23 protein-coding genes and 4 pseudogenes are annotated in these 21,499 nt (G+C 54.2%); 16 read left to right on the top strand and 11 right to left on the bottom strand.

Going from position 1 to position 21,499, the window contains the following annotated elements; translation table 11 throughout:
- Positions 1-84: 84 nt before the first annotated feature.
- The 5 genes and pseudogenes from ACR3ES_RS24885 (at position 85) to scpB (ending at position 4,917) form a co-directional block, all read left to right on the top strand.
- Positions 85-1,469: pseudogene (locus ACR3ES_RS24885) on the top strand (IS1182 family transposase).
- Between the two features lie 151 nt (positions 1,470-1,620).
- A pseudogene (locus tag ACR3ES_RS24880) lies at positions 1,621-1,895 on the top strand (transposase); the annotation flags it as partial.
- Between the two features lie 102 nt (positions 1,896-1,997).
- Positions 1,998-3,005 carry a transposase gene (locus tag ACR3ES_RS24875; RefSeq protein WP_480426314.1) on the top strand — a complete coding sequence of 336 codons (1,008 nt, stop codon included), beginning with the start codon at positions 1,998-2,000 and terminating at the stop codon, positions 3,003-3,005.
- A 317-nt stretch (positions 3,006-3,322) separates the two neighbouring features.
- Positions 3,323-4,291: a DUF1403 family protein gene (locus ACR3ES_RS24870; RefSeq protein ID WP_480425710.1), complete on the top strand. Its 969-nt coding sequence runs from the start codon at positions 3,323-3,325 to the stop codon at positions 4,289-4,291.
- The gene (gene scpB / locus ACR3ES_RS24865) at positions 4,288-4,917 is read left to right on the top strand and encodes an SMC-Scp complex subunit ScpB (RefSeq protein WP_170437267.1); all 630 of its coding nucleotides are present in this window, start codon (positions 4,288-4,290) and stop codon (positions 4,915-4,917) included. Before ACR3ES_RS24870 ends, scpB begins: the two co-directional genes overlap by 4 nt.
- A gap of 657 nt (positions 4,918-5,574) precedes the next feature.
- Here the strand turns inward: scpB and ACR3ES_RS24860 are convergent.
- Positions 5,575-6,048: a hypothetical protein gene (locus ACR3ES_RS24860; RefSeq protein WP_480634800.1), complete on the bottom strand. Its 474-nt coding sequence runs from the start codon at positions 6,046-6,048 to the stop codon at positions 5,575-5,577.
- Between the two features lie 817 nt (positions 6,049-6,865).
- Between ACR3ES_RS24860 and ACR3ES_RS24855 the strand changes: the two genes are divergently transcribed.
- Entirely contained in the window at positions 6,866-7,612 is a 747-nt protein-coding gene (locus ACR3ES_RS24855) for a hypothetical protein (RefSeq protein WP_170437263.1), read from the top strand.
- Positions 7,613-7,692: 80 nt separating this feature from the next.
- On the opposite strand, the gene ACR3ES_RS24850 is transcribed toward ACR3ES_RS24855, so the two are convergent.
- The 3 genes from ACR3ES_RS24850 to ACR3ES_RS24840 are packed head-to-tail and all read right to left on the bottom strand — an operon-like array spanning position 7,693 to position 10,602.
- Entirely contained in the window at positions 7,693-8,874 is a 1,182-nt protein-coding gene (locus ACR3ES_RS24850) for a PD-(D/E)XK nuclease domain-containing protein (protein WP_480425711.1), read from the bottom strand.
- Positions 8,874-9,197 (bottom strand): hypothetical protein, encoded by a 324-nt coding sequence (locus ACR3ES_RS24845; protein ID WP_480634799.1) that lies wholly within the window; start codon positions 9,195-9,197, stop codon positions 8,874-8,876. Before ACR3ES_RS24845 ends, ACR3ES_RS24850 begins: the two co-directional genes overlap by 1 nt.
- A 13-nt stretch (positions 9,198-9,210) precedes the next feature.
- Positions 9,211-10,602, bottom strand: a complete 1,392-nt coding sequence (locus tag ACR3ES_RS24840) for an argonaute/piwi family protein (RefSeq protein ID WP_480634798.1) — start codon at positions 10,600-10,602, stop codon at positions 9,211-9,213.
- 79 nt (positions 10,603-10,681) lie between these two features.
- Here ACR3ES_RS24840 and ACR3ES_RS24835 point away from each other — a divergent pair, with 79 nt between their 5' ends.
- Positions 10,682-10,969, top strand: coding sequence for a transposase (locus tag ACR3ES_RS24835; RefSeq protein ID WP_480425685.1), 288 nt, complete (start codon positions 10,682-10,684; stop codon positions 10,967-10,969).
- Between the two features lie 23 nt (positions 10,970-10,992).
- On the top strand, positions 10,993-11,475 hold the full coding sequence (locus ACR3ES_RS24830; protein ID WP_480425713.1) for an IS3 family transposase: 483 nt from the start codon (positions 10,993-10,995) through the stop codon (positions 11,473-11,475).
- Here the strand turns inward: ACR3ES_RS24830 and ACR3ES_RS24825 are convergent.
- Together ACR3ES_RS24825 and ACR3ES_RS24820 are read right to left on the bottom strand one after the other, a co-directional pair.
- On the bottom strand, positions 11,418-12,200 hold the full coding sequence (locus ACR3ES_RS24825; protein ID WP_480424918.1) for an IS3 family transposase: 783 nt from the start codon (positions 12,198-12,200) through the stop codon (positions 11,418-11,420). The genes ACR3ES_RS24830 and ACR3ES_RS24825 overlap by 58 nt on opposite strands.
- 2 nt (positions 12,201-12,202) lie before the next feature.
- Positions 12,203-13,320 (bottom strand): annotated as a pseudogene (locus tag ACR3ES_RS24820) (IS3 family transposase).
- 62 nt (positions 13,321-13,382) lie between these two features.
- On the opposite strand from ACR3ES_RS24820, the gene ACR3ES_RS24815 reads away from it, so the two are divergent.
- Entirely contained in the window at positions 13,383-13,742 is a 360-nt protein-coding gene (locus ACR3ES_RS24815; RefSeq protein WP_480425714.1) for an integrase core domain-containing protein, read from the top strand.
- Here the strand turns inward: ACR3ES_RS24815 and ACR3ES_RS24810 are convergent.
- Positions 13,685-14,071, bottom strand: a complete 387-nt coding sequence (locus tag ACR3ES_RS24810; protein WP_480458801.1) for a hypothetical protein — start codon at positions 14,069-14,071, stop codon at positions 13,685-13,687. The genes ACR3ES_RS24815 and ACR3ES_RS24810 overlap by 58 nt on opposite strands.
- A gap of 368 nt (positions 14,072-14,439) precedes the next feature.
- Between ACR3ES_RS24810 and ACR3ES_RS24805 the strand changes: the two are divergent.
- Both ACR3ES_RS24805 and ACR3ES_RS24800 read left to right on the top strand, forming a co-directional pair.
- Positions 14,440-15,200: pseudogene (locus ACR3ES_RS24805) on the top strand (type IV toxin-antitoxin system AbiEi family antitoxin domain-containing protein).
- A complete protein-coding gene (locus tag ACR3ES_RS24800) occupies positions 15,190-16,107 on the top strand; it encodes a nucleotidyl transferase AbiEii/AbiGii toxin family protein (RefSeq protein ID WP_170437254.1) in 918 nt (305 codons plus the stop codon). Before ACR3ES_RS24805 ends, ACR3ES_RS24800 begins: the two are co-directional and overlap by 11 nt.
- A gap of 253 nt (positions 16,108-16,360) precedes the next feature.
- Here ACR3ES_RS24800 and ACR3ES_RS24795 read toward each other — a convergent pair whose 3' ends face one another.
- The 3 genes from ACR3ES_RS24795 to ACR3ES_RS24785 are packed head-to-tail and all read right to left on the bottom strand — an operon-like array spanning position 16,361 to position 17,795.
- Positions 16,361-16,603: a hypothetical protein gene (locus ACR3ES_RS24795; RefSeq protein WP_480493220.1), complete on the bottom strand. Its 243-nt coding sequence runs from the start codon at positions 16,601-16,603 to the stop codon at positions 16,361-16,363.
- 38 nt (positions 16,604-16,641) lie between these two features.
- The gene (locus ACR3ES_RS24790) at positions 16,642-17,334 is read right to left on the bottom strand and encodes an AAA family ATPase (RefSeq protein WP_480424838.1); all 693 of its coding nucleotides are present in this window, start codon (positions 17,332-17,334) and stop codon (positions 16,642-16,644) included.
- Positions 17,334-17,795: a hypothetical protein gene (locus ACR3ES_RS24785; RefSeq protein WP_480424837.1), complete on the bottom strand. Its 462-nt coding sequence runs from the start codon at positions 17,793-17,795 to the stop codon at positions 17,334-17,336. The genes ACR3ES_RS24790 and ACR3ES_RS24785 overlap by 1 nt, the downstream gene beginning before the upstream one ends.
- On the opposite strand from ACR3ES_RS24785, the gene ACR3ES_RS24780 reads away from it, so the two are divergent.
- Together ACR3ES_RS24780 and ACR3ES_RS24775 are read left to right on the top strand one after the other, a co-directional pair.
- Complete coding sequence (locus tag ACR3ES_RS24780) at positions 17,784-18,050, top strand: integrase core domain-containing protein (protein ID WP_480424835.1); 267 nt, start codon at positions 17,784-17,786, stop codon at positions 18,048-18,050. The genes ACR3ES_RS24785 and ACR3ES_RS24780 overlap by 12 nt on opposite strands.
- Before the next feature lie 2 nt (positions 18,051-18,052).
- A complete protein-coding gene (locus tag ACR3ES_RS24775; RefSeq protein WP_480424834.1) occupies positions 18,053-18,406 on the top strand; it encodes a hypothetical protein in 354 nt (117 codons plus the stop codon).
- A gap of 195 nt (positions 18,407-18,601) precedes the next feature.
- On the opposite strand, the gene ACR3ES_RS24770 is transcribed toward ACR3ES_RS24775, so the two are convergent.
- Positions 18,602-18,991: a hypothetical protein gene (locus ACR3ES_RS24770; RefSeq protein ID WP_480425716.1), complete on the bottom strand. Its 390-nt coding sequence runs from the start codon at positions 18,989-18,991 to the stop codon at positions 18,602-18,604.
- A gap of 446 nt (positions 18,992-19,437) precedes the next feature.
- Between ACR3ES_RS24770 and ACR3ES_RS24765 the strand changes: the two genes are divergently transcribed.
- The 3 genes from ACR3ES_RS24765 to ACR3ES_RS24755 all read left to right on the top strand — a co-directional run bounded on the left by ACR3ES_RS24765 (position 19,438) and on the right by ACR3ES_RS24755 (position 21,165).
- A complete protein-coding gene (locus tag ACR3ES_RS24765; RefSeq protein ID WP_170437540.1) occupies positions 19,438-20,175 on the top strand; it encodes a helix-turn-helix domain-containing protein in 738 nt (245 codons plus the stop codon).
- Positions 20,176-20,201: 26 nt separating this feature from the next.
- Positions 20,202-20,525 (top strand): H-NS histone family protein, encoded by a 324-nt coding sequence (locus ACR3ES_RS24760; protein WP_170437542.1) that lies wholly within the window; start codon positions 20,202-20,204, stop codon positions 20,523-20,525.
- A 337-nt stretch (positions 20,526-20,862) separates the two neighbouring features.
- Positions 20,863-21,165, top strand: coding sequence for an SH3 domain-containing protein (locus ACR3ES_RS24755; RefSeq protein WP_170437544.1), 303 nt, complete (start codon positions 20,863-20,865; stop codon positions 21,163-21,165).
- The last annotated feature ends 334 nt before the right edge of the window (positions 21,166-21,499 follow it).

The raw sequence follows: 21,499 nt of genomic DNA, 5'->3' as shown, positions 1-21,499 counted from the left end.
AACGGCGTATTCTGTTGAAAAACTCTGTCTTGATCGAAGGCCATCTGGCTGATTCAATTCTCTTATTGAATGGGAGTTTGGATGATGATGGGACCAAAACAGGAAACTCAGGCTGAGCTGTTCTATGAGTTCTCCCTGGAGGAACATGTCCCGGACAATCATCTGCTGCGGTCGATTGATCGATTTGTTGACCTGAGTAGTATCCGCAATCATTTGGCGGATTTTTACAGTCATACTGGTCGCCCTTCCGTCGATCCCGAGTTGCTGATCCGCATGCTGCTGGTGGGCTATTGCTTTGGCATCCGGTCGGAACGGCGGTTGTGCGAAGAAGTGCACCTGAACCTTGCGTATCGCTGGTTCTGTCGCCTCGATCTGACTGATCGAGTGCCGGATCACTCTACCTTTTCCAAGAACCGCCATGGTCGGTTCCGCGAGAGTGAACTCTTGCGGCACGTGTTCGAAACGACAGTGGCGCGGTGCATCGCAGAAGGTTTGGTCAGCGGCCAGCGTATGGCGATTGATGCCAGCTTGATTGAGGCAGAAGCGACCAAGCAGTATTCAGCGTCACAAGAAGAATGGGATGCTGCACAGATCGATGCCAAGACCGCACCGCGCGCTGTTCGGGAATATCTGGAAACCCTGGATGAGGCCGCGTTTGGTGCTGCCTCGCCAGTCAAGCCTAAGTTCATTTCATATTCGGACCCTGCCAGCCAATGGACAGCGGCGCACAAGGCACCAGCCTTCTTTGCTTACTCTGATAACTACCTCGTTGATACAGATCACAGCGTGATTGTGGATGTGGAAGCGACCAGATCCATCCGGCAAGCCGAAGTGGGGTCGACAAAGACGATGCTGGACCGGGTGAAGGACAAGTTCGACCTCGTCCCCGACTGGATGATCGCCGATACCGCCTACGGCTCAGGCCCGATGCTCGGCTGGCTCGTGGATCGCAAGATCGATCCTTACATCCCGGTCATCGACAAGGCCGGACGCCCCGACGGCACCTGGACACGCACAGACTTCGAATGGGACGCTGAGCATGATCAATATATCTGCCCAGAGGGTCACGCGCTTAAACAGTTCCGCCGGAATTACTCTGATCCAAACCGGGGCCGTCGGGCAAGGGCACAGCCCGCTATCGCGCCTTGAAAGAAGTCTGCCAGGTATGTCCGTCCAAACAAAGATGCTGCCCCAACGCTGATGCACGCAAAATCACCCGCGAAGAGCACGAAGATGCGCGCCAGGTCGCCAGAGATCTGGCCAAAACTGAAGAGTACCAGATTGCGATGAAGCTCAGAAAGAAAGTTGAGATGCTCTTCGCCCACCTCAAGCGCATCCTAGGCCTTGGACGGCTCCGATTACGTGGACCGTGCGGCGCAAATGACGAATTCCTCCTCGCCGCCACCGCCCAGAACCTCCGCAAACTGGCCAAGATCTTTCCCGCACCGCAGCAAACACGTAAAGCCTGATCAGAAAGGCACTCGCGCTCGGTTCAGCACACCACTTTCTGCGTCCGCAACACGTTGTTTTTCCACAGAATCGGCGTATTTCGTTGAAAAACTCTTGGTTGATTGAGTGGTAAGTCGCTGATTCAATTCGTCCTGTAGGGAGGAATTGGCGATGATGGGACCGAGGCAGGAAGCGCAGGCGGCGTTGTTCTACGAGTTCTCGCTGGAAGATCATGTCCCGCAAGATCACCTGCTGCGCTCGATTGATCGGTTCGTCGATCTTGGCAGCATCCGGTCGCATCTGGCGGAGTTCTACAGCCATACTGGACGCCCTCGGTTGACCCCGAGTTGCTTATCCGAATGCTACTCGTGGGCTACTGCTTCGGGATCCGGTCCGAGCGGCGGCTTTGTGAAGAGGTTCATCTGAACCTAGCCTATCGGTGGTTCTGTCGGCTCGATCTGAACGACCGTGTGCCGGATCATTCCACATTCTCGAAGAACCGGCATGGGCGGTTCCGCGAAAGCGAACTGCTGCGCTACCTGTTCGAGATGACCGTGGCACACAGCATTGAGGAAGGCCTCGTCAGCGGTCAGCGTATGGCCATCGATGCAAGCTTGATCGAAGCCGATGCCAACAAGCAGAACTCAACGCCGAAGGAAGAGTGGGACGCCTCAACCGTTGATCCGACCGACGCGCCCCGCGCCGTCCGCGAGTATCTCGACACGCTGGACGAGGCTGCGTTCGGCGCTGCCAGCGAGGTTCAGCCCAAGTTCACATCGCATTCCGATCCGGCGAGCCAATGGACCGCAGCCCGCAAAGGCCCTGCATTCTTTAGCTATTCCGACAACTACCTGATCGATACAGATCACGGAGTTATCATCGACGTCGAAGCCACCAGATCAATCCGTCAGGCTGAGGTCGGATCGACCAAGACCATGTTGAACCGAGTAAAGGAACGGTTCGATCTGCATCCGGAGAGACTAATCGCGGACACCGCCTATGGCACCGGCCCACTTCTGGGCTGGCTGGTTGATCGCAAGATTGCGCCGCATATCCCGGTGTTCGACAAGTCCGGTCGCAATGACGGCACCTGGACCCGCGCCGACTTCGAATGGGATGCTGAGAATGACCAATACATCTGTCCCGAAGGTCACGCCCTCAAGCAGTTCCGCCGCAACTACTCAGACCCCAACCGCGGTCCGACGGGCAAGGGCACCGCTCGCTATCGCGCTCTGAAAGAGGTCTGTCAGGTCTGCCCATCGAAAACCAAGTGCTGCCCCAACGCGGATGCCCGCAAGATCAGCCGCGAAGAAACAGAAGACGCCCGCCAGGTGGCTCGAGACATTGCCAAGACCCGCCAGTACGACATCTCAATGAAGCTCAGAAAGAAGGTGGAAATGCTCTTCGCCCACCTCAAACGCATTCTCGGCCTGGGTCGGCTCCGATTACGTGGCCCATGCGGCGCAAACGACGAATTCCTCCTCGCCGCCACCGCCCAGAACCTCCGCAAACTGGCCAAGATCTTTCCCGCACCGCAGCAAACACGTAAAGCCTGATCAGAAAGGCACTCGCGCTCGGTTCAGCACACCACTTTCTGCGTCCGCAACACGTTGTTTTTCCACAGAATCGGCGGAAAGCAGAAATTCGCCGCAAGTGCAGCATTTCCATTTGCAACCCGGAATAGCGGACGTTCAATTTATAGTTTCCAACGCTCCGGGAAACGGCGGTAGATCCGTCGAAAATCGGCGATGCGTGAAGGTTCGAAAACTGTCCGATAATGCAAACTTATTGGACATAGCTGAGAGCCGCAGAGTGGGGCGGTTTGTACACTATATAGTAGGCAAAAGCGCCCTAGTTATCTACACTGTGTAGCATGACCTACCAACCTACGACCATCGCCGACGACCGGATCACTCTACCCAAGCTCCCCGCCTGGGTCACCTCGGCGCGTACAGAAACCCCGGAAACCATGGCATTTTTGTCGGGTGCTACCTTCGCTATGCTCGACGGCGTATTACGGCAGTCAGGCGATGCGGTGCCCAAGTCTTTGCTGGCCAACGCGCTGGCGCTCAAAGCCGCCGTGGTGACCTCCAAACTCGAAGGACGCATGGCGACAGAGGCCGATATCCGAGACGCCTATCAATTGACCCCGCCGGATATGCTCGGCGTGCGCCATTGGGGACCGGATGGGGATGTGCTGGATTTCTGGCGAAACGCCGTGCGGCTTCGTTTGCAGAATACTGACTGGCTGTGCGCTACTGCCGTTCACATCAATGAACGCTTTGGCGAAGAGGCGGGCATCAGTCTGGCAACTGCGGTCGATAAAAGCCAGTCTGACGGGCCACTTTCAGCGGCAACCGGCATCCTTCGCGAGGTGCTTAAGGCCGATCATCGAGCGGAGCGGATCGGCTGCTTGTTGTCCGATGTGGTGCTGGCACGGTTCTTCGGTTGGGAACGGCCGTTACCATTGACGGCCCTCCATCTGACCAAGAGCACCTTGCGCGACCTGAAAGAGGGGACAAGCATATCCGCTGTCCAACATACCATCACCCAGGGGGCTGAAACCACCATTCGACTTGCGACGATGCTTGCTGCACGGGCGAAGGCCCTGCGCGCCGTTGCCCCGAAATTACGGACCAAGGGGTCGGCCGATGCGGTCGCCCTGTTTCTGAGCGAAGATGCGGTTGCTCCCTCCGGCATGCTGTCGCCGATGATACGTGGCACGTCGACCCCTATGACGGCGCGGGCCGCCCGACGCTTCTGCTATCGGCTGGTCGAATTAGACGTGGCGCGAGAACTGACCGGTCGGTCGACATTCCGCCTCTACGGGATCGCGTCATGAGTGCAGTGACACAGAATTTTTCAAGCTCGGACTTGCCTGATACTGCAGGCGACGGCCGATCACACCACAGTGTGTTTGATCGGGAGCTTGAGGACCTGCCGCAAGAGTTGCGATGGCGCGAGTGGATGGGGCGGATCGAGGCGGTGCTCTTCGCCAGTGCCTCGCCAGTCGGGCACGAGGACTTGGTCCGTGTGATAGGGCAGGGGGCCTCAATCGATATATTGATCGAGGACATCCAGGCCGAGCTGGTGGGGCGTCCCTATGAACTGGTGCAAGTAGCAACCGGTTGGATGTTCCGTACAAAGGCGCAGTTTGCCGAAGCGATCAAGGCGGCGGCTGATCTCGGTGAGCGGTCCTTAGCGTTCAACGAGACTGAAATGGCCGTTCTCTGCGCTGTTGCTTATCATCAGCCGATCACCCGGGATGGATTGAAAGAGATATTCGGTAAGGAGATTAGCCGCGATCTTCTTGCACGACTTCGTTACACAGACATGATTGCGAACGGACCCAAAGCACCGCGGCCCGGGGCACCGCATACCTTTGTAACGACGCCTGAGTTTTTGGCGACGTTCGATCTTCAATCGTTGAGGGATTTGCCAGAGTTGGAACTGAGTGAAGCTACATGATGAAGAAAGCGAGTCTCAGCATCGAAGCCATCCATGTTCCTGGCTTTCAAAACCCCGTTCACGCCGAAACGTTCTTGCAAGCGCTGTCTGATACACAATGGGTCGAATTGCGGGCAGAGGCGACTCGATCAAGACGACGCGGTGACCCAGTTCTCTTGTGCGGTGATTGCCGCGCACCGGTCTATGGGCGCGAGTCAACAGCAGGTCGACGTCACTGCTATCACTTTGTTCGGACATCAAGGATTGCCGGTGGGCGACCGCCAACGCCTCAAATTTTCGCTCGATTGACGCCTCGAAGTTCAAAGGAGCTCAAGAGGGCGAGTGTCACAAAACCTGAAGGCGATGATCTGCGAAATCCTGGCCCTGGACACCTATACAGCCGAGGCTGGCATTACTTCTGAGCGCTACACAAAGGGTCATGATGGGCTTTACGCCTTTCCGGATGTTTATGCCTCATCAGGGGTCGAGTCCGGCTCAGTGCAGAATAGGGCGGTAAGGAGTTTTCCTAATAGGTTGGTTTGAAGCCGACCTTTAATCGCACCAAACCCGAGCTGGAAAGACGCGGACGACGCTACCTTTCGCTGACTGAAAAGAACACCTATTCGCTTAGCCGCCTCCACCGGAAGGCGTTAGGTCGGGTTCAACGGACGCTCACTTTCAGAGCTGGTTTTTCAGCGATTCGGTCACGCTGAACGGCGGAAAGTTAGGTCTGCGCCGCGTGCTGTTCAGCAAGTCACAATACTGCCCCCATGCAAACTCGCTCTTGATCTCGGCTGGCCGGTCATAGGTGTAGGTTTCGCGGTAGTCGTCGATCTTTCCTGTGACCCGATAGCGAGATTTTGCGGCGGGCTCGACGTAGAGCCGAATGGCATAACGTATGTTGTTCAGGAATTCCGCTATCGTGCTGGCATGGTAGGCGAACAAGTGCGTGTGAAACCAATCCCAGCAATCCGGTAACGCTGCGTAGGCTCGGCTCTCGTCAATCGAAACGCCGTTCTCCCCGAGGATTCTTATCAGTTTAGCAGCTTGTCCGCCGAGGCGCAGGAAATTGTGCTTCCCGATGTCTCCACCCATGCGAATGAAGTCGATGCGCTTAACAGTCAAATCGACCTCCACCTCGATGCTCGACAACCATACTCCCGGAACAAAGGCGGAGCACTCAAGCCATTCAGTGAAATCATGAACCTCCATAGTGAGGAATTTTATATCATTCCTATCAACGGGTTCTCGCAAACCCGAGCAAGATAAAAGAGTGTAGTATGATCGGTAGCCTTGCCGCCTTGGGGCGGTTTTGGCAGTCCGAAAGGCATCGGCCGCTGACCTTTCCCAGTGACTGGCGAAAGGAAATCGCGCAGTAGGATTGCGAACTGTCGTAGGGTGTCCGACGTCTGGGGCAGGAGGTTTGTGTTTTCTCTCACCTCACCCGGCGAACAAAATATGGCGTGGTTCACCATATCGTCCACCATGCCCATTGTGGCATTTAGAACTATGGCCTCCTGCTCGAGCGTCGTGAATGTCATCTAGCCCCCCCGCTGGGCTGACCCTATCTCAATCGTGGAAACCATCAATAGACATGATCGCGTCTCAATAGGATAGGCTGCCAAGTAGCGGCTAAGGGCTCTTTTTCCTCTTTCGCCTCGGTATGCAAACGACCCCGCTTTGGTGATCGTGTCTCAATGAGTGTAGAAACTGAGACAGTTCGCCTGTCGGATCTCTTTCAATGTCTCATTGGGCGTTTCTTGCATTATTTTAGAGATATTGAGACGCTTGACGATGCACTGTCGCAGTAAACTCCTTACCGCCCTATTCTGCACTGAGCCGGACTCGACCCCCATCATGGCAGAGAGGGCCTGCAGCCTTCGAAATCCAGCTGGCAACGACACAACTGCCAACCATCACGCGTCGCGAGGACTTCTACGCGGAAAACGGAATTCGCTTGTGCTGGATCGTGTCCGGCGATGTTGCGCAGCTGGAGTGGCGCGCCTTCAAGGACATCTATCTGCGCAATGATGGTCAGATCTTTGCTGTCGATGGAGATGTGCTTTCCGCTGCCAGAACTGCCGACGCACCACGATTCAGAATGATGCGGTTATTGCCCGGTGCCGTCCGTAAGGGACTTACTGCAGTCTGGCGAGAACGCGTCGTTGCGCCCGATGAGATCGACTGGGGGCAACCCGGGGATAGACCGAAGTCAGCCGAAGGCAGCTATCTTGATCGACTGATTGAAAGAGACGATGAAATCGCACACTTTCGTGAACAACTTTATGCGGCACTCGCCGAGTGCGATCATGACCAGGCGGGCCTTATTTGGGATAAGATCGCAGCGATCGTCGGCGGTGCCCTCTGGAGCACCCTCGGCGACCCATATGACACAGTGCGGGCACTTGGCGTTCTCGCCACTGTCCGACGTGGCATCGTCACAGTCCAAACCAAAATAGACATTTCCAACCTGCACCATCTCGTTAATTCGCTCTTGCTGGAACCGAAAGGGCGTCGATCCTGGTCCCATGCGTTCGTGACTCTCGCGGCTTTGAAAAAGCCAGATCTTCTGGACACGCCGTCAATCGCAAAGAAGCTCGAGCGCAATATTGGTGTCGAGCAAAGTCATTCCAGTAAGGAGATGTTCGCCGGTCGCGTATTTGACGTTCTATTCCCGGAAGGCGCGTTCAAGCGCCTTCGTCTAATAGAAACATGATGCCAATGGGTCTGGTTCCTGCCGTTTCCTTCACGCAACTGAGGTGCGGATGTCTGTGACATTCTTCGTACATTGAACCACTAGGATATCTTTGACCGATCCATTCTCGACGGCCGCGGAAGGATAATCACCTTCTCAATCCCTTCGAGGCTTTCCAGGCCTTGTGTGAGAGTTGCATACTCTTCTGTCTGCCTGCAGTCATCCCAAATGAACGCGATGAGCTTCTCATAGCCGGTCCGATTGCCGAGATAGAGTGAGCGATCTGCGGCTATCTCTTGTGTAATCTTGCGGCACTCTGCAGTTCCGGCGCGGCGCATAAACTTGACCTCGACGATCGTTCGAAGCGAGGGAACGCCAAGATCATAGCGAGGGGTGGTGTGCCCCAACTTAGGAAGTGATTGCTCATCCACTAAATCCTTGAAGACAGGCCGGAGCAACGTCCAGAGGAGATTCTGGACGTGATACTCGTGATCAACCTCCCATTGTTGCGGTGTGACACTTTTTACGCGCGGTTTTGTTTCATAGGTCCAATGCGACATGGCATCCCGAACTTCGTCGAGCAGAGCGATCAACTCCGGCAAGCCAACACCATGGATTGGCAGTCTTGAAAGCGCGCCCATGCAAGAGTCAAAAATGGCTCGACCGGCAGCGCGCTTTTGTTGCATTCTTTCCCCGAGCAGTGTCACGGCACTCGCCCAGGCAAGCTGCATTTCCTTGGGACCAGCTTCAGCATTCAGTGCCGTTTGCACCGCAACTCTGCACAGCGCATCTGGAATGGTATCCCAATCGACAATGCCCAAGACAGCCTGGGCGGCTTTGACAAGCCCGTACTCCCAGTCCGTGCGTGGCACAACCGTTGCTGATTTTTCCAGTAGATCGACAATCCAGTCGCGCTCATGCACTGGGACATTGGCCCGCTCGATGCCCAACGACACACCGAATAATGCGAAACCATCGATCTCAAATCTTGGAACCCGTCCCTCAGCAAAGAAGGTTCGACCAGACAAATGCAGAAATCCCTGCCTGAAGCGGGCAAGATCGGCTTCTGTCGCCATGTCTGCTGCGATTGCATAGCCTAGACTTGCCACCACCGGATAAGCGGCAACATCATCAGTTTGATCACCATCAACACATACCAAAGAGGGTAACCTGTTGCGATCTTGCGTTATCATGAAGGCACAAAATCCTGCGACATGGTTAGGCAAGCGGGCGTATTCATCCTCAGAGACAACAAGTTCGGATTTGAGTTCGGATAACTGCATCACAGAAACCAAGGGGTTCTGCCAATGTCGCGGAACTTCACGGCATCATCGTCCCAACTTTCAACCTGCTTTAACCCAGTCAGCCGCTCTGCAATCAAGTCTGAATACTTGATCGTAATCGGGAACGGTTCAGGAGACATGATCCGCCAAGAGTGCGCGGTAAAATCAAAAGCTTGCCTTGCCAAATAGGTCATGTCTCGAAATGTGGAGTTGCGATGGAGCTTAAGAAGGCAAGCCCGGGGCATCCCGTCGGTGACTTGTTTAAGTTCCGATGCACCCGCAAACACAACGAGCGACTCGTAGTTCCCGAGTTTGAGATGCATCCCCTTGAGGGACCTAAGATGCCTTTCTTTGTTGCGCCCAAGAAGGCTGACCTTGTTGGTTCAAATCAAAAATCACGAAGGGATTGGTCGGAGCGACGTGGACAAAAGCATATGTCACATTGTCCAGATCGAGACCTTCAACCGCAGCTTTGATTGCCTCTGCTTCGACATCCTTAGCTGGTTTGAACATGTGAAAGATGAGACGAACCCGATCCGTGTTCTTCCAGTTGTCTTGGTCTCGAACCCGCACAACTGTCCGTTTCAGCGTATCCGTGAGAGCGTCCGCATATTCCTCAAACGGAACAACGTTTGTGCGTTCACTCAAGTGATAACCGCCATCACTTGAAAAGACCGTTGTGATACCGACCTGGCGCGTCCCACCCCCTATTCTGCTGTTCGTTGCGACATGTGACCCCACACCGATCACCAGTTCATGGCCGACGGTTTGTTCGGCCCCCAAGAGCCACAGACGGCCCCCGAGCTTTGCATAGGATGCAAGGCTCATCTGGTTCATTGTAAAGACCAGTCCCGAAGCCGGCTGTTGCATTGTCTCTAATCGGAAGCTCTGAACAGCAACATGGTTCTTCAGTAACGCAGCTTTTGTCCCAAAATATGGGTTTTGGTTGCCGGGGAGGGTTTTGAATTCTTCCTCGACCTGAACCAGTGCCAGATCCCACTGGATTCCGGTGTCAGCGGCATGCTCAAGTGCATTGGTACACGCCTTTTCGTAACTCTCCAGCGTCGGCGACAAGGACGTAAAAGTCTGAACGTTTGCTTTTTCGAGTTGGAAACGACGTAGAAATCCATCCCCATAGCGCGCTTGCTCTCGCCCACGCCTCCCGGTTTTGACGTCAGGCATGCCTTCGAGGAATTTGGCAACGAAAGTCTCAACCTGTCCCTCATACCGGTCTTGGCAAATGACGGCGATGTTGAGCCCCTTTGGCGTGAAGGTCCTTTGATCGTAAGGGCCATTAGCCTTGATTCCACGCTCATTCCAATCGTCCGTGCGCGTTCCTGACGGATCAAACACAAGCGAAGGCTTCTTGATCATTTCGCGGGTGGGGAATGAAGGAGACCTTGAGTCAAGTAACTGAGCAATCTCGAATTGCACTCCGGGAACGGCTTCTAAAGAGTCGTCCCGCAAAAAACCCAATGTCTCCTCGATCGTCTTGAGCCGCCCCGGGCCTGCATGAAGTTGGCTTGCTCCGAGGTTTGCCTCCTTCAGAACCCGTTCTGCATCGTTGCCAAGAAGAACGCGTACACACCAGTCAAAGTCAGCTTTGCTCCCGGACAGGCGGGCTTTATTGGCCTCGACTGTTTCATAGCCTTCGCGGTGATCTTCTAGCACCAACTGCCCATCTGAAATCGAGGCAACGCGACCGACAATTTGGGGACGCAATGTCAACCGTGGATCATTAGGTGGATGATCTGTCTTGGCCCCCTAAAACTGTGCCACAGTTGGCTTAGTTTTGGAGACGGGATTGATGGCGCGGAAACGGTATTCGGACGAAGATATTCTGCGGCTTTTGCGCGAGATTGAGCTGGGCCTGGCATCTGGTTCGGATGTCGCGACGGCGTGCAGAACGGCTGGTGTCAGTGATGCGACCTATTACACATGGCGCAAGCGGTTTGGTGGGATGGGACGATCTGAGATGGCCAATCTGAAGGCGCTGCAGAAAGAGAATGATCGGCTCAAGAAAATCGTGGCTGAGCTTGAACTGGACAAACTCATTCTCAAGGAGAGCCTTGATTATCTAAAGCCAAAGGCCTGACGGCAGACCAGCTTCGTCAGGCCGTGGTCCACACCCGACAAAAGCTGGCAACCTCTGAACGGCGCACCTGTCGCGTGATTGGATTGGCGCGGAGCACGCTGCAATACCGCGCAGCGCCAAAGGATGATGAGGCGTTACGTCTGGCGATGATCCGATTGGCCAAACGGTATGGGCGCTACGGCTACCGCAAGGTCGCCGAGCTGCTGCGTGTCGAAGGCTGGGCAGTCAATCATAAAAAGATCGAACGACTATGGCGCGAAGAAGGCTTGCAGCTCCCACAACGGCACAAGAAACGCAAACGGCTGTACCACAAGGACAGCTCGATCATCCGGCTCCGACCGCAACATCCCAATCACATCTGGAGCATTGACTTTGTCCACGACAAGCTGAGCAACGGACAGAGCTACAAGATGCTGACGGTGCTGGATGAGTATGTCCAGCCCCAATTCTATGGGCCAGTTTTGAGCAAGGTTTCTGGAACGGGCGGTCGCATGTTTAGAGCCTGATGGGGTCTGACACGATTGTACTGTCTAAGCCAGGTATTGATGACGATCTGAGCCTGTTTGGTGGTGTGGAACCATTCTGCGTTGAGGACTTCCCGGCGCAGAGTGCCATTGAAGCGCTCGTTGTATCCATTCTCCCAAGGTGATCCCGGGTAGATTTGGATCGGCTTAATGCCCACCTTTCTTAACCAGGTCTGCAGGGCCGTTGCGATGAACTCCGCGCCGTTGTCGGAACGGATGTGTTCGGGCTTCCCGTGCCGCAATAAGAGTGGGTAGAGCGCATCCAGCACGTCTGCGCTGTTCATCTTCGGCTTGACCGCTACGCAGAGCGCCTCACGGGTATACTCATCCAGCACCGTCAGCATCTTGTAGCTCTGTCCGTTGCTCAGCTTGTCGTGGACAAAGTCAATGCTCCAGATGTGATTGGGATGTTGCGGTCGGAGCCGGATGATCGAGCTGTCCTTGTGGTACAGCCGTTTGCGTTTCTTGTGCCGTTGTGGGAGCTGCAAGCCTTCTTCGCGCCATAGTCGTTCGATCTTTTTATGATTGACTGCCCAGCCTTCGACACGCAGCAGCTCGGCGACCTTGCGGTAGCCGTAGCGCCCATACCGTTTGGCCAATCGGATCATCGCCAGACGTAACGCCTCATCATCCTTTGGCGCTGCGCGGTATTGCAGCGTGCTCCGCGCCAATCCAATCACGCGACAGGTGCGCCTGTCCAGCCCCAATTCTATGGGCCAGTTTTGAGCAAGGTTTCTGGAACGGGCGGTCGCATGTTTAGAGCCTGATGGGGTCTGACACGATTGTACTGTCTAAGCCAGGTATTGATGACGATCTGAGCCTGTTTGGTGGTGTGGAACCATTCTGCGTTGAGGACTTCCCGGCGCAGAGTGCCATTGAAGCGCTCGTTGTATCCATTCTCCCAAGGTGATCCCGGGTAGATTTGGATCGGCTTAATGCCCACCTTTCTTAACCAGGTCTGCAGGGCCGTTGCGATGAACTCCGCGCCGTTGTCGGAACGGATGTGTTCGGGCTTCCCGTGCCGCAATAAGAGTGGGTAGAGCGCATCCAGCACGTCTGCGCTGTTCATCTTCGGCTTGACCGCTACGCAGAGCGCCTCACGGGTATACTCATCCAGCACCGTCAGCATCTTGTAGCTCTGTCCGTTGCTCAGCTTGTCGTGGACAAAGTCAATGCTCCAGATGTGATTGGGATGTTGCGGTCGGAGCCGGATGATCGAGCTGTCCTTGTGGTACAGCCGTTTGCGTTTCTTGTGCCGTTGTGGGAGCTGCAAGCCTTCTTCGCGCCATAGTCGTTCGATCTTTTTATGATTGACTGCCCAGCCTTCGACACGCAGCAGCTCGGCGACCTTGCGGTAGCCGTAGCGCCCATACCGTTTGGCCAATCGGATCATCGCCAGACGTAACGCCTCATCATCCTTTGGCGCTGCGCGGTATTGCAGCGTGCTCCGCGCCAATCCAATCACGCGACAGGTGCGCCGTTCAGAGGTTGCCAGCTTTTGTCGGGTATGCATCACGGCCTGACGAAGCTGGTCTGCCGTCAGGCCTTCGGCTTTAGATAATCAAGGCTCTCCTTGAGAATGAGCTTGTCCAGTTCAAGCTCGGCCACGATCTTCTTGAGCCGATCATTCTCTTTCTGCAGTGCCTTCAGATTGGCCATCTCAGATCGTCCCATCCCACCAAACCGCTTGCGCCATGTGTAATAGGTCGCATCACTGACACCAGCCGTTCTGCACGCCGTCGCGACATCCGAACCAGATGCCAGGCCCAGCTCAATCTCGCGCAAAAGCCGCAGAATATCTTCGTCCGAATACCGTTTCCGCGCCATCAATCCCGTCTCCAAAACTAAGCCAACTGTGGCACAGTTTTAGGGGGCCAAGACAGCCGAAGATGAACAGCGCAGACGTGCTGGATGCGCTCTACCCACTCTTATTGCGGCACGGGAAGCCCGAACACATCCGTTCCGACAACGGCGCGGAGTTCATCGCAACGGCCCTGCAGACCTGGTTAAGAAAGGTGGGCATTAAGCCGATCCAAATCTACCCGGGATCACCTTGGGAGAATGGATACAACGAGCGCTTCAATGGCACTCTGCGCCGGGAAGTCCTCAACGCAGAATGGTTCCACACCACCAAACAGGCTCAGATCGTCATCAATACCTGGCTTAGACAGTACAATCGTGTCAGACCCCATCAGGCTCTAAACATGCGACCGCCCGTTCCAGAAACCTTGCTCAAAACTGGCCCATAGAATTGGGGCTGGACATAGTCGCGCGCAATTTCGCGCTTTCCTGAAAAGGCCCTCACTATGGCGGCATTCATCAGAGAGGGCCAATGCCAATGTGTTTCTCTGAGATCGAGCTCTATCACTTTGTCGCTCAGCGGTTCAGCACCCGGCACGACAGGAATATCGATAATGGTGTCGTCTTGCCTGTCTGTTCGGAAAACATGTGTTTTCGCGAACTCCCTACGGAGATCACTAAGTATATCCTTTTCAAAGGAGCGATAGCCGACTTGGATTATCGTTTCTCCGGTGATTTTCACCGGCGCAAAGTTGAGTCTTAAGTTGTTTCCGCTCATTTACCTTAGATTTCTTTTTCGTCTTATTAGTTTGTGGAAAGCTGTTTTCAAAAGTCGTGCTCTTTGAGCGGACCGTCCTATGCCGCGGTGCCATCCATGGCACTTGGAGGTTTGGGGTTCGAGGTCACATTTACTTCCATCCATGCACTTTTACGAGACTAAGACGCTTGGTTGCATTCTCATAGGAAATATTTCGAATAAAGTAAAATATATTGGCAATTAGCCATGGTTTGGGCCATTGTCTGAAAATCTGGATTGACTAGATTTCAAGGAACGCTCAAAAAAATGGCAAAAAGCCAACAAAATGAGAAAAACTAAAACCCCTGCTGCAAGATCTGCCTGCGGGATATCTTGTCGACGCTGCATGGTTGGTCGCGCGCAAAATCGATCGCAAATCTATCTTCAACTACGAACGTCAGGGCTGGCTGGAGAAGGTCATACGCGGGGTTTACCGCCGCCCTAGCAACGACGTCTTCAGCGCGTATGGTGCCGAGGACTGGATACGAACGGTGCTGTCGATCCAGCACCTAATGGGCTGGTCCTGCCACGTGGGGGGAAAAACCGCTTTAGATTTGGCCGGTTTTGAACACTACGTCAGTTTTGAAGGTGTCCGCTCCGTGCATCTCTATGGATCGACACCAAAATGGCTGAAGCGCTTACCGACATCTGATCTCTATCAGCTGCACACAAATTCTCTCTTTCAAAGTGAGGAGCTCGGGCTATCCGGTCTCAGTGACTACGATAAACCTGGCACTACAGAGGAACCACGACCACGTACCCTGATCCAGTCAAAACCTGAGCGGGCAATATTGGAGTGGCTCAACGAGCTACCTCGTAGAACAACATTTCATTCAGTAGACATGGTCTTTGAGGGATTGGCGACACTCCGGCCCAAATTACTTACTCAGCTCCTGAAAGACTGTCGAAGTGTGAAGGTTAAGCGCCTCTTTTTGTCTTCGCAGACAGGCACAGTCATGCTTGGCGCAAACACATCCACACAGATGATTTCGATCTCGGTGCTGGTCCGAGAGCGCTTGTAGAGGGGGGTAAATTGCACCCGCAATATCGCATCTACGTCCCAAAAGAATTTGTTCTCACAGATAGTGAAATGGACACCGATGGACCGTGAACCTTATGCGGCACAGGTCGCTCTGCTTGTGCGTCTTTTGCCCATCATCTCCGAAAAAAAAGACGTGTTTGCCTTGAAAGGCGGGACGGCTATCAACCTATTTTATCGTGATCTGCCACGTCTCTCGGTGGACATTGATCTGACCTATTTGCCGGTCCAAGAGCGCCAAGCATCACTAGTACAAATCGATGAAACACTAACTTCCATCATGGAAGACATAAACAAAGTGCCCGGCTTGACCGCCAAGCGAATTGCAGGAGGTGGTGGAGGCGCGACCCGCATTTCTGCCGATGACGGCAACGCTCGTGTGAAAATTGAAACCTCGCCGGTCACCCGCGGTATCGTGGGTAACACTCAGACCATGCCCGTGTGTGACCGCGTTGCCGAGGAGTTTGGTTTTGCAGAAACGGAAGTTGTGTCGTTCGAAGACCTCTATGGCGGCAAGATCCATGCGGCTTTGGACCGGCAACACCCGCGTGATTTGTTTGACATAACCGAACTTTATGAAAACGAGGGGCTGACAGACGCGCTTCTTCGCACATTCATGGTCTACCTTGCGAGTTCTCCTCGCCCCCCGCACGAACTTCTTGATCCAAACAACATTGATCTGACAGAAGCTTACAAAGATGAGTTTGTGGGCATGACAAGGCGATCTGTTGAGCTTGACGAGTTGCTTGCTGCGCGAAGTCATCTGATCAATGACATTCAAAAAAAGTTAGGTGGGCCGATCGCAGAATTTCTGGTCGGTCTTCAGGAAGGAAAACCGGACTTTGAATTATTAGGGCTCTCAGCAGCGTCTGAACTTCCAGCGGTGCGTTGGAAATTGCTCAACCTGAATCGCCTGATCGAAAATGACCCAGAAAAGCACAAACAGCAGACTGACCAGCTTGAAAAACTATTGCACTGAGTAAGCCCATTCCATGAACACACCGGAAGCGACATCACAAGAAGCAACAAGTGCCCATACTGCCTTGGATGGCTACTTGTAGCGGCTTGAGATCATAATCCGTTGGGCGCGAGATCATCGCTGTTTCTGGCTCAGATTATTTGAGACTATAATTCGATTTGGGACCACTTTATTTGAGAACGGGCTCAGAATAATTGAGACGGGCTCACATTTCTGAGACTGGGATCGGTGGGGTGAGACCATCCACATGACCTCATAGCGACAACCCCGCCATCCGCATTCGCTCTGCCAATTCGCGGGTCCGCGCGGGTTCAAGCTGCCCGCTCAGGAAGCGTTTGATCTCGGCAGGTTTGGACTGGAACTGATCCGCCAATACCTTCACAGAATAGCCCTGCCGGGTGAGACGTGGCTCCAAGTCATCAAAGTCGGGGGCCAGGGTGGCCGACACAATATCCGGCGTGATTGGTTTCTGGCCGATGCGGAACCCGGCCTCCAATGCCCGGTTTAAATATTCGGCAAACTGTAAGGGTGTGGTCAGGCGCTCTGCCAGTAGGTCCAGCGCCGCCGGTTCGATAATCTCGTCAAGTGGAGCGTCGTCCTCGGTACACTGGTCCAAAAGCCAGTCGAGATAGGTTCGGGACTCTTCCCCAATCCTTCGAAGGGCAGGATATCAGTGCGATGCCCGATCTCTTCCATCGTTGGGCGGCGAAGGTCGTTTCGCAGCTTCGGATGGCCGACCAGAATAACGGACAGATTGCCTCCGCCGCGCGCGATCACTTCCATCAGGCGTTTCAGCCCGATCAATGTCTTTCCATACAGATCATGGGCCTCATCGACAAACAGCGCCACGGGCTTTCCGGAGCGGGCTACCAGCTTCTGAAGTTCTCGTTCCCTCTTTTCACCTTGGGTTGGAATCTTTGGTTCTTTCTCTCGTGAGAGATCGTAGAACAGGGCTGAGATTAGCGTCGGAACGGTCGTGCGGGCTTTGTCCACCGACAGGCTTTCGGCGACAGTGACCTTCTTTTCGCGCGCAATTTCATCTTGCAACCGGTGCAGGAACACAGTCTTGCCGATGCCAACTGGGCCTGTCACAGCGATCAGGCGTCCGGTTCCAATGCCCGCCCGGACGGTGTGGGTGATCTGACGATGGTTCTCGGTCTCATAGAATCCGGCAGCTCGCCAGTCCTTGATCAGCCCATATCGCGCCATGATCTCGGCATTCAGCATTACTCGCTCTCCTCTTCAGCGGCCGGTCGCTTAGGCGAGAACCGGGCAGTTATTCCTTGTTTGATTTCCGTCTTGTCGAGCGTGCGGTCGACAAGATCATTCACGAACGACAGATCCTCGTCTGTCAGGCGGGCCAGCGGCTTGTGCAGCAAATCCGAGACCCCGCGCAGCGCATCCAATCGGCTGCTATAGGTGAACTCTCCATAGGGATCCGGATCGACAAAGGCCTGGCTGGCGAACGGCAGTACGTCTGCGGCTTTGGCCAGGCTTGAATCCAACCCGGCAAGCGCCGATCTGGGCACCGAGATCTTCTGCGCAAGATCTCCGATCCTGTCGGCCCGTGCCTGTGTTTGTGTTTTCTTGGGCTTGCGATAGCGATGCAGCGGGATAGGCCCACCTGTCGGGCGGTAGGGGCCAAAGCGCTTGTCGTTCCACTCAACGAACAGCTCGTGATCAAACACCTGCAGACCTGGTTAAGAAAGGTGGGCATTAAGCCGATCCAAATCTACCCGGGATCACCTTGGGAGAATGGATACAACGAGCGCTTCAATGGCACTCTGCGCCGGGAAGTCCTCAACGCAGAATGGTTCCACACCACCAAACAGGCTCAGATCGTCATCAATACCTGGCTTAGACAGTACAATCGTGTCAGACCCCATCAGGCTCTAAACATGCGACCGCCCGTTCCAGAAACCTTGCTCAAAACTGGCCCATAGAATTGGGGCTGGACAAAGTTACTGCTCTCTTTACCGATGTACAACTGGAAGCTGACGGCACTGGTTGGCTTTGGCTTTATACGATGATTCCTTCTGAAGAAGTTGAGGAAGAAAGGCACTCTGATACCGGAATTTTTCTAACTCAACGATTTATGCCAGTGTGCACAAAACCAGAGAATTTTCTCACCCGGAAGTTCGTCGAATTTGATGACGGAACTAAGGGCGAGGAACTGGCCTTCTACTTCCTAGATTTAAGCCGCCCAGAAAGATTTTTTGGATATCTAGACACCAATATTCTAGGAATTTCCAACTGGTTTATTGATAATCAAGAAGTGAAAAAATTTCTTGCAGAGTAATACGAGCCGACGGGGTGAGCGTTGTCGCTGTGACGGCGTCGGATGGTCTCACCCCACCGATCCCAGTCTCAGCAATGTGAGCCCGTCTCAATTATTCTGAGTCCAGTCGCAAATAATGTGATCCCAAATCGATTTACAGTCTCAAATAATCTGAGCCAGAAATGCCGATAATCTCGCGCCCAACGGATTATGATCTCAAGCCACTACAAGTAACCGAACCATGGGTGCAAAATCCTTCAGGACCCGCGTCGGGATTTCGATAAAGATGTCCGTTTCGCGATCCAGAATCATCTCATGCTTGCGGCTTCCCACCGGTTGCTGGACGTATCCGCAAACGTCTTCAAACTTCGCAAAAGCGATCTTGTTGCGAATGCCAGCGACTAGACCAGGGTAAGACTTATCCGATTCCGCTTGTAGGGCCGACAATTCGTCACTCACAAAGTCCAGCCTCACACGTTCAGCGAAGGCTTCGGCCTTCTTTATGGCATCCTCTCGTGATTGCGCCAGAAAACCTGAAACTTCTTTCAGTACATTGGTTAAGTTTTGATCGAGATTTTCATAGCTTCTGTTTACACCATTGGGCACGCATCAGTCGCGCAAATCGAGAGGAAACAACCCCGAATCAATCTCATTCCGCGTCAAAAAGCTCCGGTCTGAAGCCTTGCTACCGCGGTTTCGGAGTTGAGCCCCCCACGATCTAAGCGGGAACCTGCTGATTGCGACACAGGAGCGCGGAACACCGACAAAAGGCAACTTAGCAGGAGGAAACCTCAGGGCCCTACTGGGCCTTAAAAAGAGAACCCGCGAGGCATGGCAGCCACGCGGGGCAGAACACGGGAAACACCCCGCGAAATTCTCACATCAGGATTTACGAACCGTGTTCTGCGTCGGAAGGCAATAAAAAACGCATTTATGCGAACGATATTTTTTTTGCCTGCCGTTGGCCGCCGCGGCCTCGCCCACACAGCGAGGAAGAGACAGTGTACGCCTACAGACAATCTCCGGGCACAAATCCGGACCCAAATCATGCAATGCTGCCAGAGGGTGTGCATCGCGGCGACGTGGAACGCCTGCTGCGCCGTGTTGCACCAAGCCTCGGGCTGAGCCCAGGGCAGTCAAGTATCCTGCTCATCATGATCGACGAAACCCGCCCGAGCGATTGGACACGGCCTGATCGTGAGCCCGTCTGCTTCACATTGCGGATCAATAATGCCCGGATCAGCAACCAGACCACCCGGTCGGTGCGCCGGACCGAAGACCAGCTCGTGCAACTGAGCCTGGCTCGGAAGGAGGAGGCGGCAAACGGAAGGCGCGGCCGCCACTGTGCTCCCGACGGTCACGACGCTGAGGCCGGGATCTTCTTCACCCCCCTCTTCGAAGCTATCCCTGATTTGCCGAAACTGCGGGAGCAATTGGACCAGGATCGGTTCGATGCGCTCGCACTCAAGCAGAAGATCAGTGCAGCGCGGCGAATGGTAAAGCTCAAGCTGCAGAGATTGGACCCGGATGAGGCCAGCCCCTCTGCCCTGCAGGACCGGATTGCCTCATGTCCGACCCGCTTCGAGGCGACCGTAGACACGAGCGAGCTCCGAACGCTCCTGAAAGACGTGACCGCCGTCGATGATAGTCTTGAACAACTCACCCAGTGCAAGACATCAGAGTCCGATCGACCGGACTCCGATGTCCGACGTCATATACAACATACAAATCCAAGCAGAACTGTAGGTGCCGCATTCAAAACTTGCTGTAAGGCTCACTCTCTGCTTTAGCAACAGGGCGAGAAAGAGGGAAAGCCATGTCGATTTATATCAACAAACTAAACGCTGCAGATCTGAAAAAGCTGGCATCAAAAATTGAGAAGCGGATCGTTGAGGTGGAAAAAGAGTCTTTGCATCTGGCATTGAAGGAAATGCGCGCTGTTGCTGACAAACTCGGCGTGGCCTTTGAAGACGTCATTGCGCTTCATAAGGGTAAGGGTCGCAAACCAAGAACCAAGGCCGCCGCGAAATACGCCAACCCTGATGATCCATCGCAAACTTGGACTGGGCGAGGACGTAAGCCCGCATGGGTCAACGCTGCTCTCGAAGCTGGAAAATCGATTGATGATTTGGCAATTTAAAGCCGTTCTTCCGGGCTGAAAGTCAGTGCACTCTCCGGTTGGGCATACCCTTTTCTAAGTGCGGCTGCAAGTGCTCATTGATTGTCCACTTTCTGGGGATCACGACGTGCTGCGCTAGCAAATTCAGTGGTACTGACGGAAGTCCGGAAAGGGCTCTTCTTACCATTACGAGCTTGTCGCAGAGAATGGCGGGAACCGAGCCCAAACTAGAACTTCGGCATACTTAAGAATCTTTGTTCAATGGTCGGTTTAAACGTGCGCATTCTGTGGTCAGGGAGTTACGCTTGATCATCATAGGCGCTAAGATCCCAGTTGAAAAAACAGGCAGGTTAACGTTATGCGAAGTGCAGTCTTCTTGCCCTTAATGGCATTTTTTCTAGGCACCATTGTCTTAGCTCAATCCGCAACGGCAGCTTCTCTGGGGCAATACGAGGTTTTTGGCGTTGAAGACGGAGACATGCTGAAATTGCGTGCAGGACCGGGAATAGGGTTCAACGTGATAGTGGGCCTGCCAAATGGAACCGCTTTAAGAGTTCACAGTTGCGAACAGACCGGCGGCACCCGCTGGTGCCGCGTGTCCTTGCAACGTGCGCGTGGTCTAAAGGGATTTGTATCTTGGGCATATTTACGAAAGCTATAAGTATAGCTTTCTTGGGGTGCCACCTTAGATGCAAAGATTTTGTCAGAAAACCAAAATTGAGTTGGTTAAGGTGTTGTCCTGGCTTCGGTAAATATGCACGCTCACCACCCATCCGGCCCTGGACTGTGAACGACCGCTTTATGCGGTTTGCGGTCCGCTGCATGTGCGAATGGTGGAAATAGGATCAACGGCAGGTTGGGGCCCATTCTACCAATTCAGGCTTGTCGCAGCGAGGGTCGGCAGTGAGCCCCCTCTGTGAGTTCGAATTTCACGCTGAGCGCGCTCGCAGCACGATTAATGCCGCATTCGCACTCTTCCGAGTGCTACGGTTCGG

This window comes from Ruegeria sp. B1 (assembly GCF_056535885.1).
Note: the sequence above shows the minus strand (reverse complement) of the source record. Positions and strands in the feature narration are given on the sequence as shown.